A 16,953-nucleotide genomic window follows, 5' to 3' on the forward strand; every position below is an offset into this window, starting at 1 on the left:
CCAGCACCGACGACCCCCGCAGGAAGGGACCCGTGAGCACCGTGAGCAAGGTGAGCAAGGTCGACCAGCTCCTCGCCCGCACCCTGGGCATCGCCGAGGACCGCGTCACCGACGACCTGGAGTACCAGTCGATCAGGGAGTGGGACTCGCTCGGCCACGTCTCGCTGATGGTCGCCGTCGAGCAGGAGTACGGCGTCGAGGTCGACAACGACCTGACGCTGGCGCTCCGTTCGGTCGCCGACCTGCGCGAGTTCGCCGCCGGCCGGGAGCGCGGGGAGGCCCCCGCCGCCGCGTCCGCCGCGTCCGCCGCGTCCGCCCCCGAGCCGGCCGCCCGGCGCACCGTGCACCGCGGCCTGGAGGGCGTCACCTTCGACCAGACCGCGATCACCCGGATCGACGGCGCCGAGGGCACCCTGGAGTACCGCGGCTACAGCATCCACGACCTGGCCGAGCACTCCTCCTTCGAGGAGGTCGCCCACCTGTTGGTGCACGGCGAACTCCCGGACGCCGCCGCCCTGGAGCTGTTCCGCAAGCAGCTCGGCGCGGCCCGCGCGCTGCCCGCCCCCGTCCTCGGCCTGGCCCGCTCGCTGGCGCACGCGCACCCGATGGAGGCGCTGCGCACCTGCGTCTCCGCGCTCGGCGCCTACGGGCCGCGGCGGGAGCCGGGCACCGACGAGAGCTACGCCGAGGCCCGCGAGACCGGCATCGCCCTGATCGCCCGGATCCCGATGATCGTCGCCGCCCACCACGCCTTCCGCAGCGGACGCGAGCCGCTGCAGCCGGCCGAGGACGCCTCGCACGCCGAGGCCTTCCTCACCGTCCTGCTCGGCGAGCGCCCCTCCCCGGCCGCGGTGCGCTTCATCGACAAGGGCTTCATCGTCCACGCCGACCACAGCTCCAACGCCTCGGCGTTCACCGCCCGGGTCGCGATCGGATGCCGGGCCGGCATGACGGCCGCGCTGACCGCCGCCGTGGCGGCCTTCGCCGGCTCGGTGCACGGCGGCGCCGCCGAGCGGGTGGTCGGCCTGATCGACCGGGTGGGCTCCCCGGAGAACGCCGAGGCCCATGTGGCCGCGCTGCAGGGCCGCGGCGAGCCGGTGATGGGCTTCGGTCACCGGGTCTACCGCACCGAGGACCCGCGGGTGGTCCATCTGCGCCGCACCGTGGTCGAGTTGAGCGAGGAGCGCGGCGACACCCGCGGCCTCGACATCCTCGACGCGGTGGCCGCCGCGATGCGGCCGTACGGCCGGCACGGCGTCGCCGCCAACGTCGACCTCTACGCCGGGCTCGCCTACCGGCTGCTCGGCCTGCCGGACGACCTCGCGGTGCCGCTCTTCGTGGTCGGCCGCACCCCGGGCTGGGTGGCGCAGGCCCTGGAGCAGCAGTCCAACAACGTGCTGATCCGGCCGCTGCTGGCCTACACGGGCCCCCGCGGACGCACCTACCGGAAGGCGGAGGAGCGATGAGCCGTACCACCCCGGCGCCCGGCCTGCCCGCGCCCGACCTGCCCCTGCCCCTGCCCGGCCTGCCCGCGCCCGACCTGCCCGGCTTCGCGGCCGCCCAGGGCTTCGACCTCGGCGCCGTCCCGTACACCGGCCGGGTGCTGATCGAGTCGCTGCTGCGCACGGGCGACGCCGAGCGGGCCGCCGTCCTCGGCAAGCGGCTGGCCCGCGGCGAGGACCCGGACCTGGAGATGCCCTTCCGCCCCGCGCGGATCCTGGTCCAGGACTACACCGGCATCCCGCTGCTGGTCGACCTCGCGGTGCTCCGCGACCGGGTGGCGGAGCCCGGCCGGGTCAACCCCGCGCTGCCCATCGACGTGGTCGTCGACCACTCGGTGCAGACCGACTGGGCGGGCCGCCCGGACGCGCTCGGCCTCAACGAGGCCCTGGAGATGTCCCGCAACCAGGAGCGCTACGCCTTCCTCAAGTGGGCCGAGGGCGCCTTCGACGGCCTCCGGGTGATCCCGCCGGGGCGCGGCATCGTCCACCAGGTCAACCTGGAGCGGCTCGCCACCGTCGTCACCGAAGGCCCGGACGGCGGCCTGTTCCCGGACACCGTGATCGGCACCGACAGCCACACCACCATGGTCAACGGCCTCGGCGTGCTGGGCTGGGGCGTCGGCGGCCTGGAGGCGGAGGCGCAGATGCTGGGCCTCGCCCAGCCGCTGCGCGTCCCGCAGATCGTCGGCGTCCGCCTCACCGGCGCGGTCAGCCCCGGCACCTCGCCCACCGACGTGGTGCTCACCCTGACCCGCCGGCTGCGGGAGGAGAACGTCCGCGCCCTGATGCTGGAGTTCACCGGCCCGGGCGTCGCCGGACTCACCGCCCCCGACCGCTGCACCATCGCCAACATGGCCCCCGAGTACGGCGCCATGTCCGCGTTCTTCCCGGTCGACGAGGAGACCCTGGACTACCTGCGCCGCACCGGCCGCACCGAGGCGGACGTCGCCCGGGTCAGGGACTACTGCGCGCGCCAGCGGCTGCTGCGCGAGGAGGCCGGGCCGGTCTTCGGCCGGACGATCGAGTTCGACCTCGGCGAGGTCGGCCCGAGCCTCGCCGGCCCGAGCCGGCCCGACCAGCGGATCTCGCTGGGCGAGCTGCCCGGCTCCTTCGCCGCGCTGCACCCCGCCGGGCCCCGCACCGAGTCCGGCGTCACCGACGGCGACCTGGTCATCGCCGCCATCACCTCCTGCACCAGCACCTCCAACCCCAAGGCGATGCTCGCGGCCGGGCTGATCGCCAGGCGGGCCGTCGAGCGCGGCCTGACCGTCCCCGCGCACGTCAAGACCAGCCTCTCGCCCGGCTCCCGCGCGGTCACCCGCTACCTCCAGGACTCCGGACTCCTCGCCGACCTGGAGCAGTTGGGCTTCCACGTGGCCGGCTACGGCTGCATGACCTGCAACGGCGGCAGCGGCCCGCTCAACCCCGGCGTCGGCGAGGCCGTCGACCGGGCCGGCCTCACCGTGGCCGCCGTGCTCAGCGGCAACCGCAACTTCGAGGCCCGGGTGCACGGCCAGGTGCGGGCCGGCTACCTGGCCTCGCCGGCGCTGGTGGTGGCGCTGGCCCTGGCCGGCACCGTCCGCGCCGACCTGGAGAACGAGCCGCTCGGCACCGGCCGCGACGGCGAGCCCGTCCACCTGCGCGACCTCTGGCCGCACAGCGGCGAACTGCGGGAGCTGGAGGACCGGTTCGTCACCCCCGGGATGTTCGCGCAGGACGAGGCGCCCGGGGCGGCCTGGCAGGCGATCGCCGCACCCGACGGCGAGGTCTTCGCCTGGGACGCGGACTCCACCTACATCCGGCCCCCCGCCTACGTCGACCCGGGCCCCGCCCTCGGCCCGCTCACCGGCGCCCGCGCCCTGCTGGTGCTCGGCGACGACATCAGCACCGACCACATCTCACCGGTCGGTGCGATCCCGGCCGGCTCGCCGGCCGGCCGGCACCTGCTCGACCGGGGGGTGCGCGACTTCAACTCCTACGGTTCGCGCCGCGGCAACCACGAGGTGATGGCCCGCGGGACCTTCAGCAACCCGCGGCTGCGCAACCGGCTGGCCGGCGACGGCGACAGCGGCGGCACCACCCTGCACCTGCTGAGCGGCGAGCGGCTGCCCGTCTTCGAGGCGGCGGAGCGCTACGCCGCGGCCGGCACCCCGCTGATCGTGCTGGCCGGCCGCAGCTACGGCATGGGCTCCTCGCGCGACTGGGCCGCCAAGGGCCCCTGGCTGCTGGGCGTCCGGGCGGTGCTGGCGGAGAGCTTCGAGCGCATCCACCGGGCCAACCTCTGCGCGATGGGCATCCTGCCGCTGCTGCTCCCCGAGGGGGGCCGGGACGGCCTCGGGCTGACCGGCCACGAGGAGTTCACCCTCGACCCGGACGGCGTCCGGGAGAGCGGCGAGGTGCGGATCGCCGCCGACGGGCGGGAGTTCACCGTCCGGGCCGACGTGCGCTCGGCGGGGGAGTGGGACGTCCTGCTGGCCGGCGGCACGCTGCCGTACCTGCTGGCGCGGCTGCACGCCGAGGAGGGCGCCCGGTGAGCACCCACATCCTGGACCGCCTCGGCCTGCGCGCCGCGGCCGGCGCCGACGCGCTCACGGCCGGCACCAAGACCTTCGTCCCGGTGCACCTCGGCAACCACGACGTGCCGGTCGGCGCCGTCCTCGACGCGCTGGACGCCGACCCGGCCCTGCTGCCGCCGCGCACCGGCCACCTGGGCAACTGGGAGGACATCGCGGCCGGACGCTCCGGGCCGATGGACTTCAACACCGCCATCTGCGGCGGCGGTTACGGTTACCCGCTGATCTACGGCTTCACCCGGACCGAGGCGGCCACCGAGGGCGGCGACGAGGCCTACCAGCCGGGTTCGCTGATCGACCGGGGCAAGCGGCACACCCTGCCGCTCCACACCTGGGACGGCCGGGGCTTCGCCCCGCGGGACCGCTCCAAGCCGCTGTTCTGCCCGCTGGTGCAGGCCGAGGTGGACGGGCAGCTCGTCCCGCTGGTCGACCTGCACTGGCAGCGGATGCTCGCCCTGCCCGGCTACCGCTTCAAGCAGTGGGCCGCCGCCCTCACCGACAACGCCGCGCTGGTCACCGACATGCTCACCCTGCTGATCGAGCAGGCGGCCGTGCAGGGCCGCAACCAGGCCTTCGCCGAGCTGATCAGCCAGGCCGTCCGGCTCGACGGCGAGGTGGGCCGCTGCGACCTGCGCCCGGACGGCGCCGGCTACCTGCTGGAGGGCCACCGCTACCCCTCGGCCCGGGCCCTCGCCGAGGCCGTCATGCTGACCGTGCGCGCCCTGGTCGAGCCGCGGGAGTTCTTCGCCCGGCTGCCCGAACTGCCGCCCGTCCTGCCGGTGATGTCGCTGCAGCTGACCAACGTGCTGTTCGCGCTGCTCGACATGCACCACCCGCAGGCCCCGGGTGCGGCGCCGGAGAGCCCGTTCATCACGCATCTGCACTGGGGCGCCCGGGCGATGGCCGGCTGCCCGCCCCGGCGCGGCGGCTACCTGTCCCGCCGCTCCACCGTCCGCTCGCTGCGGGCCATCACCGACCCGCTGGTCCGGCACTTCGACCGGGCCGCCCCGGTGGCCTTCGTGCTGCTGCCCGCGCAGGCCTTCATGCTGTGCCCGCCCAGCACCTCGCCGCGGGACGCGGAGGTGCTCGCCGGACTGCTGCGGGCCGTCCGCGCCGCCGGGCCCGAGGACGCCTACGGGACGACGCTGGCCTGGCTGGGCGGCCACCGGGACCAGCTGTCCGGGTACCTGCGCGGCCGCTTCCGCAGCGGCAGCGGGGTGCCGGCCGGCGGCGACCCGCGCGATCCGGCCGTCCCGGTCGAGCCCGAGGGGTTCCGTGAGCTGACGTTCCGTCAGGCCTGCGGGGCGGTCGCGGCCTTCGAGGAGGTGCTGGGATGATCCGGCTCACCCACCGCGAGGTGGTGATCGCCCTCGGGGAGCCCTTCGTCAGCAACACCGGGGTCACCACCGAGGTCCGGCAGAGCGTCGTGGAGCTGGCCTGGGAGGGGCTGCGCGGCCACGGGACGGCCCGGGGCGCCGACCCCGTGGACCTCGACGCCTGCGCGCCCCTGCTGGCCGGCGCCTCCCCGTTCGGCCTGCGGGCCGCGCTGGCCCGGCTGGACCACCTCGCCCCGGCCGCCCGGTCCGCCGTCGACATGGCGCTGCACGACCTGCTCGGCAAGGCCTGCGGGCAGCCCCTGCACCGGCTGCTCGGGCTCGACGGCATGCCCGCCGAGCCCACCGCGCTCTCCATCGGCGCCTGCCCGGACGACGAACTCGTCGAGCGGGCGAAGGCCCTGGGGGACTGGCCGGTCCTCAAGCTGAAGCTCACCCCCGAGGACGACGGCAGCCGCGCCGGGGTGCTCCGCTCGGTCTACGGCGGCCGGATCCGGGTCGACGGGAACGGCTCCTGGAGCCCGGAGCAGGCCCTGCGGGTGGCCGCCGAACTCCACCGGCACGACGTCGAGCTGCTGGAGCAGCCGGTCGCCCCCGGCCGCCTCGACGAGCTCCGGTACGTCCACGAGCGCTCGCCCGTACCGGTGTTCGCCGACGAGGACTGCGCCGGCCCCGCCGACGTCCTGCGGCTGCGCGGCCGGGCCGCCGGGATCAACATCAAGCTGCTCAAGTGCGGCGGCCTGGACCGCGCCCAGGAGATGATCACGCTCGCCCGCGCCGGCGGACTGCGGGTCATGCTCGGCTGCAAGGTGGAGAGCACCCTCGGCACCACCGCGATGGCCCAGCTGGCCGGCCTCGCCGACCACCTCGACCTGGACGGGCCGGTCGGCCTGCTCGACGACCCCTTCACCGGCATGCGCGTCGACCGCGGCGCCCTCACCCTGCCGTCGGCGCCCGGCGTCGGCGCCACCCCCGTGCCCGGATCCTACGGAGAGGACTGACATGCGGCTGCGCTGCGCCGTGCTCGACGACTACCAGGACGTCGCCACCACCCTGGCCGACTGGAGCCCCGTCCAGGACCGGGTGGAGGTCACCACCTTCACCGAGCACTTCGCCACCGACGACGAACTGGCCACCGCGGTGGCGGACTTCGACATCATCGTGACCCTGCGCGAACGCGTCCCGTTCCGCGCCGCGCTGCTCGACCGGCTGCCCCGGCTCAAGCTGCTGATCGCCTCCGGCATGCGCAACTCGGTCATCGACCTCGCGGCCGCCGGCCGCAACGGCGTCACCGTCTGCGGCACCGGCAGCTCCGCCACCCCGCCGGTCGAACTGACCTGGGCCCTGCTGCTCGGGCTGGCGCGCGGCATCGTCACCGAGAACACCGCCCTGCGGACGGACGGCCCCTGGCAGTCCACCGTCGGCGCCGACCTGCACGGCCGCCGGCTGGGGCTGCTCGGACTCGGGAAGACCGGCAGCCGGGTGGCCCGGGTGGGGCTGGCCTTCGGCATGGAGGTGACGGCCTGGAGCCAGCACCTCAGCAAGGAGCGCGCGGACCAGGTCGGCGTCGAACTGGCTCCGTCCAAGGAGGAGTTGCTGCGGACCAGCGACTTCGTCTCGCTGCACCTGGTGCTCGGCGACCGCACCCGCGGCCTGCTCGGCGCCCCCGAACTGGCGCTGCTGCGGCCCACCGCCTACCTGGTCAACACCTCCCGCTCGGGCCTGGTCGACCAGGACGCCCTGCTCGACGCGCTGCACGCGGGCCGGATCGCTGGCGCCGGCGTCGACGTGTTCGACATCGAGCCGCTGCCGGCCGGCCACCCGATGCGCACCGCCCCCCGGCTGCTGGCCACCCCGCACCTGGGCTACGTGGCGGAGAGCAACTACCGCACGTACTACGGCCAGGCCGTCGAGGACATCGAGGCCTACCTGGCCGGCGCGCCGGTCCGCCGGCTCGGCTGACCCGGCGGCCGGGCTGGCCCCGGCACCCGTACGAGGCCGGGTGCCGCGCGCCCCGGCGCCCACACCCCCCTTTCCGTTCCGCCGATTTGGAGAACCACCGGTGAGCAGCCCGCACCGCCGCATGATGAAGCTCGGCGCCTTCCTGCCCGCGCCCGGCCACCACGTCGCCGCCTGGCGCCACCCCGAGGCCCGCCCCGACGGCGGCCTGGACTTCGACTACTACCGCTCACTGGTGCGGACCGCCGAGCGCGGCCGGTTCGACATGGTGTTCCTGTCCGACGGGGCCGGCGTGCGCACCAAGTACAAGGACGCCGACGAGCTCAGCCGGCAGGGCCGGATGGTCCACTTCGAGCCCATGACGCTGCTCTCGGCCCTCGCCGTGCACACCACCCACATCGGCCTGACCGCGACCTGCTCGACCACGTACAACGAACCCTTCACCGTCGCCCGGCAGTTCGCCTCGCTGGACCACCTCAGCGCGGGCCGCTCCGGCTGGAACGTGGTGACCTCCGCCACCGACGCCGAGGCCCGCAACTACAACCTGGACAAGCAGCCCGAGCACGCCGCCCGCTACCACCGGGCCCGGGAGTTCATGGAGGTGGTCACCGGCCTCTGGGACAGCTGGGAGGACGACGCCTTCCTCCACGACAAGGAGTCCGGCCGCTTCTTCGACCCGGAGAAGCTGCACATCCTCGGCCACCGGGGCGAGCACTTCTCGGTCAAGGGCCCGCTCAACGTGGCCCGGCCGCCGCAGGGCTACCCGGTGATCGTGCAGGCCGGGTCGTCCCCGGACGGGCAGGACTTCGCGGCCCGCTGGGCCGAGGTGGTGTTCACCGTGCAGCAGACCCTGGACCAGGCGCAGGTCTACTACCGGGGCCTGAAGAAGCAGGTCGCCGACCACGGCCGCGACCCGGAGGACGTGAAGATCCTGCCCGGCGCCTTCATCGTGGTGGGCCGCACCCAGGCCGAGGCCGAGGACAAGTACGAGACCCTGCAGGCGCTGGTCGACCCCGTCGTCGGGCTCGGCATGCTCTCGTACCAGCTCGGCATGGTCGACATCTCCGGCTACCCGCTGGACGGCCCGCTGCCCGAACTGCCCGCCACCGAGGGCAGCACCAGCAAGCAGCAGACCATCTACGACCAGGCGAGGCGGCAGGGCCTGACCATCCGCGAGCTGTACCTCGCGGTCGCGGCCGGCCGCGGGCACCGGTTCCTGCTGGGCACCGCGGAGACGGTCGCCGACCAGCTGCAGGAGTGGTTCGAGAACGAGGCCGCCGACGGCTTCAACATCATGCCGGACTACCACCCGGGCGGCCTGGACGCGATCGTCGACCTGCTGGTGCCCGAGCTGCAGCGCCGCGGCCTGGTCCGGACCGAGTACGAGGGCAGCACGCTCCGGGAGCACCTGGGCCTGCCCCGCCCGGCCTTCGGCGCCGCCGCCAGGGCCGCCCGGTGACCGTCGACGGGGCCGCACTGCGGTCGGCGCTGCGGGCCCACGCCGCCGGCGTCGCGGTGCTGACCGCGGCCGGCGCCGACGGGCCGGTGGGGGTGACGGTGACCTCCTTCACGTCGGTCAGCGCCGGCCCGGCGCTGGTCTCCGTGACGCTCGCCGACACCTCCAGCACCTGGGCCCGGCTCCAGGACTGCGAGCGCTTCGGCATCCAGCTGCTCGGCGCGCACCAGGCGGACCTCGCCCTGCGGTTCGCCCGCCCCGGCGCCGACCGCTTCGCGCCGCCCACGGCCTGGCGGCCCGGCCCGTACGGGGTGCCGCTGCTCGACGACTGCCTGACCTGGCTGCTCTGCTCCCGGTACCGGCAGCTCCGGCTGGGGGACCACCACCTGCTGGTCGGCGCCGTCGAGCAGGTCCGGCAGGGGGCGCCCGGCGACAGCCTGGTGCACCTGCACGGGGACCTGCGGCCCGTCTCCGCCCCCACTCCAGCGAGGACCTGAACCATGCCCAAAGTTCTGCTGCTCTCCCGCCAGCCGCTGGCCACCCGGCCGCTCCAGGAGTGGCTGGACCGCACCGCCGACGAGATCGTCCTGCTGACCACGCCCAAGGCGGTGGCCGGCACCCCGGACGCGCTGGCCGAGCACTTCCCCCAGCACGGGCTCGTCGACGACTACCACTCCTGGGCCGCCGAGCGGTTCGCCGAGGAGACCGCCCGCCGGTACGGCGCCGACCTCGTCGCCAGCACCAGCGAGAGCGACGTGCTGCGGGCCGCCCGGCTGCGGGCCCGGCTGGGGCTCCCGGGCCAGGACGTGGCGTCCGCGACGGCCTACCGGGACAAGGTGGTCATGAAGCGGCTTGCGCGGGCGGCCGGCATCGCGGTGCCCGCCTTCGCGCCCGTCGACAGCCCGGCGGACCTGATGGACTTCATCGAGGCCGAGGGCCTCCCGGCGGTGGTCAAGCCGCGGCTCGGCGCGGGCGCCGAGGGCGTGGCGATCCTGCGCGGCCCGCACGACGTGGCGGCGTTCCTGGCCGGCGAGGGCGCCTCGGAGGTGCCGTACCTGCCCGGCCAGTGGATGGTCGAGTCCTTCGTGACCGGCGAGTTCTTCCACGTCGACGGCATCATGCGGGACGGCCGGGTGGTGCACGCCTGGCCGGGCCAGTACAGCGGCGGCCTGGCCGAGCGGATCCACGACGAACTGCACATCGGCAGCGTGCTGCTGGCTCCCGAGGACGGGCGCACCGCCGTGCTGGCCCGGATGGCGGCGGACGTGGTGGCGGCCCTGCCTGCGGCCCCGCACCCGCTGGCCTTCCACCTGGAGGCCTGGATCGGTCCGGACGGCGTCCCGGTGCTGTGCGAGATAGCCAGCCGGGCCGGCGGCGCACTGATCGCGGAGGCCTACGAGCGCGCCTTCGGCGTCCAGCTGGCCCGCGAGGGGCTGCGTGCGCAGTGCGGATCGCCGCTGGCCCTGACCGGGCAGCCGTCCGCGCCCTCGGCCGCCGTCGGCTGGGTGCTGCTGCCGCCGGGGCACGGCGAGTTCGTCCCCCCGGCCGGGCCCTGCCCGGTGCCGGGCGCGGAGGTCACGCTGCTGCTGGAGCCCGGGGTGCCGCGCAACGGCGTGGAGCACGTCTCGGACGCGGCGGCCTCGGTGTTCGTCGAGGCGGACACCGCCGGGGCGGTCCGCGAGCGGCTCGCGGAGGCGGTCGACTGGTGGCACCGGAACACGGCCTGGACGTAGCACACCCCCACCCTTCGAGAGGAGCACGGCAATGAGTTCGTCCGAGCATGTCCTGGTCGTGGGCCCGGGCCGGGACTTCCCCGCCCGCATCCGGGCCGCCCGGCCCGGCGCCCGCACCACGGTGATCTGCCAGCTGGACTACATCGGCAAGGTCCGCGAGCCCGGGGCGAACGCCCGGGTGATCGGCGTCCGCGGGGACGCCCCCGACCAGGAGTGGATCGACCTGGCGGCCGCGGCGCACGCCCGCGACCCGTTCACCCGGATCGGCACCTTCGGGGAGCGGGACCAGGACCACTACGCGGTGATCGCCGACGCGCTGGGCCTCGCCGCGCACACTCCGGAGACGGTGCGGCTGGTCCACGACAAGGAGGCGATGCGGGCCCGGCTGAGGGCGGCCGGTGTGGACACCACGGCCTGCGCCCGGGTCACCGGCCCCGACGAGCTCCGCGCCTTCGTCGCCGCCGCCGGCGCGCCGTGCGTGGTGAAGCCGGTCTCCAGCTCGGGCAGCGCGGGTGTCACCAAGGTGACGGACGACAGTGAGCTGCCCCGGGCCTTCGAGCGGGCCGCCGGCAGCTACCTGGGCCTGTCCAACACCGGTGTGCTGGTGGAGGAGTTCCTGGCGGGCCCGCAGTTCAGCGTGGAGGCGTTCTCCGAGGCGGGCGAGCACGTCCTGGTGGCGATCACCCGCAAGTACTCCGACCCGGCGAGCTTCGTGGAGCTGGGCCACGTCGCACCGGCGGAGCTGCCCGCCGGCACGGCGGCGGCGGTCGAGGCGCACGTGTACGCCGTGCTGGACGCCCTCGGGGTGGGTTTCGGCCCGACCCACACGGAGGTCGTGCTGACGCCCGCGGGCCCGCGGGTGATCGAGACCCACGTCCGGATGGGCGGCGACATGATCCCGGCCCTGGCCCTGGAGGCGACCGGGGTGGACATCGACGACTGCACGGCCCGCCAGACGCTGGGCGAGAAGGTGCTGCCAGGGATCCGCGCCCGGCTGGCGGAGCCCCGGCCGGAGGCGCACAGCTCGGCGATCTGGTTCGCCTCGCCGGCCGCCGCCGGGACGCTCGACGAGATCCTGGGCCTGGAGGAGGCCCGTGCGCTGCCCGGCGTGACGGAGGTGGTGGCGGCGGCCCGCCCGGGCGCCCGGGTCGGCGCGCTGGAGCACTCGGAGTCGCGGGTGGCCTACGCCCGCGCCCTGGCGACGACGGCGGACGAGGCCGTGCGGCGGGCCAGGACGGCGGTGGCGGGCCTGGAGTTCCGCCTCCGGGTGCGGTCCGTGGACGCGGACACGGTCTGACGGCGGGCCGCCGCACCTCCGGCCGCCTCCCCGTCCGGGCCGGGGCCCCGGCCCGGCCACCGTCCGGGCCGCCGCCCGCCGTTCAAGGCTTCGGGGACGGGCGGACGGTGGCCGGGATCCGGACATACCCGGAGTAGCCGGACGGTAGCCGGCGGCTGTCATGTGTAGCCATGAGGTGAGACTCGGGCAGGTTTATGTTCAGAAGTCGAAGGATTGCTGTCCGTTCGCTTCCAAAATCTCGGGGTCTTCGCTTACCGTCGGGGGAGTCGGTGTGCGACAGGACGACTCAACCGTGCGTTTGTTGAAGGAATGCATCGGCAGGCCTAAGGAGAGCCCATGGTCACCAGCATTGGCGCTGACGTGTCCGGCAGCAGCAGGACGGCGGAGGCGCCCGACCGGGAGACCGGCCGGATGTGGATCCGGACGTACCGGGTGGACGCCAACGGGCAGCCGAAGGGCAACCAGGACTCCCCGGCCGAGTTCTCGCCGGTGAACCCGGCTCCGCTGGCGAGCGGCTACTGGCCGCCCTGCGCCTGTCCGCAGCACCGCGCCGCCTAGCTCCGCCCCCGGCCCCGTCCGGTGCGGCCACCGCCGTGGCGCGGCACCCCGCCGGGGCGCCGTTCCGACCCGGACACCGGGCCCGGTCTTCGTGGGCCGTCGTCGTGCGCCGTCACCATGAACATCGAGAAGGGCCCGGTGCGGATGCACCGGGCCCTTCTCGTACTACTTCGCAGTAGCGGGGACAGGATTTGAACCTGCGACCTCTGGGTTATGAGCCCAGCGAGCTACCGAGCTGCTCCACCCCGCGTCGGTAGACACCACACTACGGCATGAAAGCGCCGGGGCCGACCGGTTTCCGCCCGGCCACCCCGGCGGGCCGCTCCGGGGGCGCCGCAGCGGTCTCCCGCAGCGGCCCCCCGACGGCCCGCCGGAGCGGCCCGGCCCGTCAGGCGCAGTGGAAACGGGCGGCCGCCCAGTCGGCGTGGTCGCCGGTCTTGCTGCCGGCCACCGTGGCCTTCAGCCGGACGCTCCGGGCGCCGCCGAGCGGGACGTCCACCGGGAGCGGCGGCGACTGCCAGGTGACCGTGGGCGAGGTCCACAGGGTGACGCCGTCCGCGACCACGGAGAAGACCACGTCGCCGTAGCCGTTGATCTCGTCGTCGATGCCGACGGTGGCCGTGAACGAGGAGCAGTGGCCGCCGGTCTGCACCGCGATGTCGGAGTCGGCGTGCACGCCGATCCCCTTGGCGTAGGTGGTGCCGTTCAGGGTGAGCGGGTGCCCGTCGGCGGCGCCCTGCTCGCCGTTGCTGCGGTCGCGCTCGGCCGGGCCCCAGCCGTTCACGGCGGAGGTCCAGGGCAGGTCGCTCGCCCAGCTGTCGGTGGTCGGACCGGGGTCGGTGGTACCGCTGCCGACGGCGGTGGCGCCGTCCAGGACGAGCTGGAAGGCGGTGGCGGTGCCGAGCGCCGCGGTCTTCACCTGGATCACCCCGGACCGGTCGGAACTGTCGTACCACCAGCCCTCGGTGGCCGCGTCGAACGCCGACCTGCTCGCCTGGCGCGGCAGTTGGCGGCCGCCCAGGGCGACCGTGGCCGGCGCGGTGGTGCTGTGCACGCTGAACAGGTACGGGCGGGCGGCCTGCTTGCCGGTGAAGTCGCCGACGCTGGCGGAGACGTCGATCCGGACCTGGCCGGCCGTCCCGGCGGCCGGCGCGTCGACCGTGGCCGTCTGCCGGGCGGAGCGCCCGTCGCGGTGCTCACGGGTGACCCCGTCGTCCTCGTACAGCGTGAAGGAGCTCCGGCCCTGCGGGTAGACGTCCCAGGCCAGCGGTGACCCGGCGGCGCGGTCCTGGTAGGACCTGATCCCGGGCCACATCGGCACCGCCGCACCGGCCTTCACGAACAGCGGCAGGGTGTCCAGCGGTGCGCTGTAGCCGTTGACCGTGGTCGGGCCCTGGTAGCTGCGGCCGGTCCAGTAGTCCACCCAGGTGCCCTTGGGCAGGTAGATCCCGTCGCGCACCGAGGTGTCCGCGTAGACCGGCGCCACCAGGAAGTCCTCACCGCTGAGGAACTCGTACTTCACCGCGTCGGTGGCGGTCACCGGGTCGTCCGGGTACTCCAGCGCGAGCGGGCGGACCGGGCCGACGCCGGTCCGGGTGGCCTCGGCCGCGTAGCTGTACATGTACGGCAGCAGCGACTCCTTGAGCTTGAGGTACTTGCGGTTGACCGAGGTGTACGGCTCGCCGTACTTGTACGGCTGCTTGTCGCTGGGGGCCCAGCCGTCCATCGACATCACGGCCGGCAGGAAGGACTTCCACTGCAGGTCGCGGGTGTACGTCTTGGCGCTGCCGCCGAAGATGCCGTCCACGTCACCGGTGTTGTACGCCATGCCGGACATGGTGGCGCCCGCGTAGGTCGGGATCTGCCAGCGGATGTAGTCCCAGCTGCCGGACTGGTCGCCGCTCCACTGCACGCCGCAGCGCTGGGCGCCGGACCAGCTCTCCGGCGCCCAGGTGAAGCCGCGGGCGTCGCTGTTGGCCTCGATGCCCTGGTAGGCGGCCTTGCAGCCGTCCAGGGCGAACTTGTAGCCGCTGCCGACCCAGGCGACGTCCAGCTTGGCCACCCGCTGGCCGGCCTTGACCTGGTCGGCCAGCTGGGCGAGCCCGTTCTCGGTCCACAGGCCGAGCTGCATCTTGCGCTGCTGCAGGCCCTGGGCGGCCTGGGAGAGGTTCTCGTAGCCGCAGCCGTAGCCGTCGTTGACCAGCATCCAGCCGTTCGGCATGTCGTTGGCCACGTAGTCGTCGGCCACCTTCAGGGCGTCCAGGGTGTGCCGCTCGCCCCGGTTGGCGTTGTGCAGGTAGCAGTCCGAGTCGCCCATCTCCAGGCCGTAGACGGGCGGCAGGAAGGGCTTGCCGGTCAGCGCGGTGTACTGGCCGATGACGTCCTTGGGGCCCGGCCCGGCGAAGTAGTACGCGTCGAAGCGCATCTCCTGCTCGGTGGCCTTCACCGGGCTGGTGAAGGCGTACGTGCCGGGCGCGTAGGTGTTGCGGTAGACGCCGTAGCCGGCCGAGGAGAGGTAGAAGGGCACCGAGTTGGGGTGGCCGCCCTCGTTCCAGTTGCCGTCGACGCCGACCTGGACGGTCCGGTCCCGGTAGGTGAAGGAGCCGTTCTGCTCGCCGGTGCCGAAGAACTGCTCGGCGGCGCCGCGGGCCAGGGTCTGGGTGGTGGCCTTGCCGTCCCAGGAGAGCGGGGCGCTCTCCTCCCAGACCTTGCTGCCGTCGGCCCGGTAGAGGGCGAAGCGCAGGGCGGACTTGTAGGCGCGCAGGGTGAGCGCGCCGGTCGAGAGTTCGTAGCGGTCGCCGGCGTCCCGCCAGCTGCTGGCGGGGGCCGGGCCCTGCGGCAGCACGATGTCGCTGCCGGTGGGGTCGGTGAAGGTGCCGGTCGGGGCGAGTTCGATCCGGAAGACCTGGTCGGTGACGAAGCTGACCCGGGCCTTGGCGGCGCCGGCGGTGAGGGTGTAGACGGCGCCGTCGGCGCGGAAGGCGGTGACGGCGCCCACCGAGGTGGTGGCGGCGGCCGCCGGCGGGCTGAGCGCCGGGCCGGCCGTGACGCCGCCCAGGGCGAGGGCGGCGGCGAGGGCGAGGACGGTGCCCCGGCGTCGGGTTCGATGAGGGTGGTGCAAAGTTTTGCGCACTAGGACCTCTTTGTCGGCAGAACTAAGCAGTGATTCTGCAGATATAGCGCAGTCGACCTGACCCTGACAATGCCGCGGACCGGACTGCCCGGGCGGCGATCCGCGATCGAAGCTTGCGCACTAGTGCTTGAACCAGCTATCAATCATGCAAGAAGAAGCATGCTGCTCCACCTCCGACCCTGGAGCCACCGGTGGTCCTCACCGTCACCCCGAACACCGCCCCCGGCACCACCCGCCGGCTGCGCCGCCCCGTCCCGGACGGCTCCCGCGTGGCCACCGCCGTCCACCCCCGGGCCGGCGGCGCCGCCCCGCCACGGACCGTGCGGGAGACCGGGGCGCGGTCCGCCGCCGCGCTGCCCCCGCTCGCGGGCCGCTTCGACCCACCCACCGACCGGCGGTCGCGGACCGCCGTACCCGTGCAGGAGATCCATGTCCCTCGCCACCAGTAACGAGATCGTCGCCGCGGCCGTGCGGGAGGGCACCGGGGTCGGCGCGTTCAACGTCATCCAGCTCGAACACATCGAGGCCGTGGTCACCGGCGCCGAGCGGGCCGGCCGCCCGGTGATCCTGCAGATCAGCGAGAACGCCGTCCGCTACCACGGCGCCCTCGGCCCGACCGGCCTGGCCGCGCTGGCCGCCGCCCGGGCGGCGAGCGTGCCGGTCGCCGTGCACCTGGACCACGCCGAGTCCGCCGAACTGGTCGCCGAGGCCGTCGAACTGGGCCTCACCTCGGTGATGTTCGACGGCGCCCGGCTGCCGTACCGGCAGAACGTCGCGGCCACGGCCGCGGCCGTCACCCTCTGCCGGAGCCACGGGGTCTCGGTGGAGGCCGAGTTGGGCGAGATCGGCGGCAAGGACGGGGCCCACGCGCCGGGTGTGCGCACCGACCCCGCCGAGGCGCACGCCTTCGCCACGGCCACCGGGGTGGACGCGCTGGCCGTCGCGGTCGGCAGCTCGCACGCGATGAGCACCCGGGACGCCAAGCTCGACTTCGGCCTGATCGCCGAGCTGCGCGCGGCCGTTCCGGTGCCGCTGGTGCTGCACGGCTCCTCGGGCGTCGCGGACGAGGACCTCGTCCGGGCGGTCGCGGCCGGGATCAGCAAGGTGAACATCGGCACCCAGCTGAACCGGGTCTTCACCCGCGAACTCCGGGCCCGGCTCGACGCCGGCCCCGAACTGGTCGACCCGCGCAAGTACTTCACCCCGGCCCGCGAGGCGGTCACCGAGGAGGTCGCCCGGCTGCTGCGGGTGCTGGCCGGGGGCGGCCGCACGGCGGCGTGAGCAGGACCGCGAAGGCCGCGGCCGGCCCGGGGGAGACCCGGCCGGCCGCGGCCTTCGCGGTGGTGGGGCCCGCTACTTGACGGATCCGGCGGTGAGGCCGGAGACGACCTGGCGTTCGATGAAGGCG

The 16,953-nt window shown here is 74.5% G+C and carries 13 protein-coding genes and 1 tRNA gene; 12 read left to right on the forward strand and 2 right to left on the reverse strand.

The genetic code is table 11. From position 1 onward, the window contains the following. The first annotated feature begins 32 nt into the window (after positions 1-32). The 10 genes from IE329_RS19570 (at position 33) to IE329_RS19615 (ending at position 12,412) form a co-directional block, all read left to right on the forward strand. The gene (locus IE329_RS19570) at positions 33-1,466 is read left to right on the forward strand and encodes a citrate/2-methylcitrate synthase (protein ID WP_229927597.1); all 1,434 of its coding nucleotides are present in this window, start codon (positions 33-35) and stop codon (positions 1,464-1,466) included. Further along, positions 1,463-4,036, forward strand: coding sequence for an aconitate hydratase AcnA (gene acnA, locus IE329_RS19575; protein WP_190212216.1), 2,574 nt, complete (start codon positions 1,463-1,465; stop codon positions 4,034-4,036). Before IE329_RS19570 ends, acnA begins: the two co-directional genes overlap by 4 nt. Then, a complete protein-coding gene (locus tag IE329_RS19580; RefSeq protein ID WP_190212217.1) occupies positions 4,033-5,412 on the forward strand; it encodes a DUF6025 family protein in 1,380 nt (459 codons plus the stop codon). Before acnA ends, IE329_RS19580 begins: the two co-directional genes overlap by 4 nt. Then, positions 5,409-6,410, forward strand: a complete 1,002-nt coding sequence (locus IE329_RS19585; RefSeq protein WP_190212218.1) for a dipeptide epimerase — start codon at positions 5,409-5,411, stop codon at positions 6,408-6,410. Before IE329_RS19580 ends, IE329_RS19585 begins: the two co-directional genes overlap by 4 nt. 1 nt (position 6,411) lies before the next feature. Continuing rightward, on the forward strand, positions 6,412-7,371 hold the full coding sequence (locus IE329_RS19590; protein WP_190212219.1) for a D-2-hydroxyacid dehydrogenase family protein: 960 nt from the start codon (positions 6,412-6,414) through the stop codon (positions 7,369-7,371). A gap of 100 nt (positions 7,372-7,471) precedes the next feature. Continuing rightward, positions 7,472-8,827: an LLM class flavin-dependent oxidoreductase gene (locus IE329_RS19595; protein ID WP_229927598.1), complete on the forward strand. Its 1,356-nt coding sequence runs from the start codon at positions 7,472-7,474 to the stop codon at positions 8,825-8,827. After that, complete coding sequence (locus IE329_RS19600; protein WP_190212220.1) at positions 8,824-9,321, forward strand: flavin reductase family protein; 498 nt, start codon at positions 8,824-8,826, stop codon at positions 9,319-9,321. Before IE329_RS19595 ends, IE329_RS19600 begins: the two co-directional genes overlap by 4 nt. 3 nt (positions 9,322-9,324) lie before the next feature. Beyond that, the gene (locus tag IE329_RS19605; protein WP_190212221.1) at positions 9,325-10,557 is read left to right on the forward strand and encodes an ATP-grasp domain-containing protein; all 1,233 of its coding nucleotides are present in this window, start codon (positions 9,325-9,327) and stop codon (positions 10,555-10,557) included. Positions 10,558-10,588: 31 nt separating this feature from the next. Further along, positions 10,589-11,854 (forward strand): ATP-grasp domain-containing protein, encoded by a 1,266-nt coding sequence (locus IE329_RS19610; RefSeq protein WP_190212222.1) that lies wholly within the window; start codon positions 10,589-10,591, stop codon positions 11,852-11,854. Positions 11,855-12,190: 336 nt separating this feature from the next. Further along, positions 12,191-12,412, forward strand: coding sequence for a hypothetical protein (locus tag IE329_RS19615; RefSeq protein WP_190212223.1), 222 nt, complete (start codon positions 12,191-12,193; stop codon positions 12,410-12,412). A gap of 176 nt (positions 12,413-12,588) precedes the next feature. Here the strand turns inward: IE329_RS19615 and IE329_RS19620 are convergent. Both IE329_RS19620 and IE329_RS19625 read right to left on the reverse strand, forming a co-directional pair. Next, positions 12,589-12,662: transfer RNA gene (locus IE329_RS19620), tRNA-Met, on the reverse strand. Between the two features lie 138 nt (positions 12,663-12,800). Continuing rightward, complete coding sequence (locus IE329_RS19625; RefSeq protein ID WP_373311236.1) at positions 12,801-15,545, reverse strand: NPCBM/NEW2 domain-containing protein; 2,745 nt, start codon at positions 15,543-15,545, stop codon at positions 12,801-12,803. 191 nt (positions 15,546-15,736) lie between these two features. Between IE329_RS19625 and IE329_RS19630 the strand changes: the two genes are divergently transcribed. After that, entirely contained in the window at positions 15,737-15,994 is a 258-nt protein-coding gene (locus IE329_RS19630) for a hypothetical protein (protein ID WP_190212224.1), read from the forward strand. Further along, a complete protein-coding gene (locus IE329_RS19635) occupies positions 15,975-16,826 on the forward strand; it encodes a class II fructose-bisphosphate aldolase (protein ID WP_190212225.1) in 852 nt (283 codons plus the stop codon). The genes IE329_RS19630 and IE329_RS19635 overlap by 20 nt, the downstream gene beginning before the upstream one ends. Positions 16,827-16,953: the final 127 nt, after the last annotated feature.

It is taken from the genome of Kitasatospora indigofera, assembly GCF_014655955.1.
Lineage (GTDB): Bacteria > Actinomycetota > Actinomycetes > Streptomycetales > Streptomycetaceae > Kitasatospora > Kitasatospora indigofera.

Bases quoted from the DNA above. Each gene is read 5' to 3' on its own strand.
- IE329_RS19605 (WP_190212221.1), top strand. From the start codon at position 9,325: ATGCCCAAAGTTCTGCTGCTCTCCCGCCAGCCGCTGGCCACCCGGCCG.
- IE329_RS19635 (WP_190212225.1), top strand. From the start codon at position 15,975: ATGTCCCTCGCCACCAGTAACGAGATCGTCGCCGCGGCCGTGCGGGAG.
- IE329_RS19610 (WP_190212222.1), top strand. From the start codon at position 10,589: ATGAGTTCGTCCGAGCATGTCCTGGTCGTGGGCCCGGGCCGGGACTTC.
- acnA (WP_190212216.1), top strand. From the start codon at position 1,463: ATGAGCCGTACCACCCCGGCGCCCGGCCTGCCCGCGCCCGACCTGCCC.
- IE329_RS19590 (WP_190212219.1), top strand. From the start codon at position 6,412: ATGCGGCTGCGCTGCGCCGTGCTCGACGACTACCAGGACGTCGCCACC.
- IE329_RS19585 (WP_190212218.1), top strand. From the start codon at position 5,409: ATGATCCGGCTCACCCACCGCGAGGTGGTGATCGCCCTCGGGGAGCCC.
- IE329_RS19615 (WP_190212223.1), top strand. From the start codon at position 12,191: ATGGTCACCAGCATTGGCGCTGACGTGTCCGGCAGCAGCAGGACGGCG.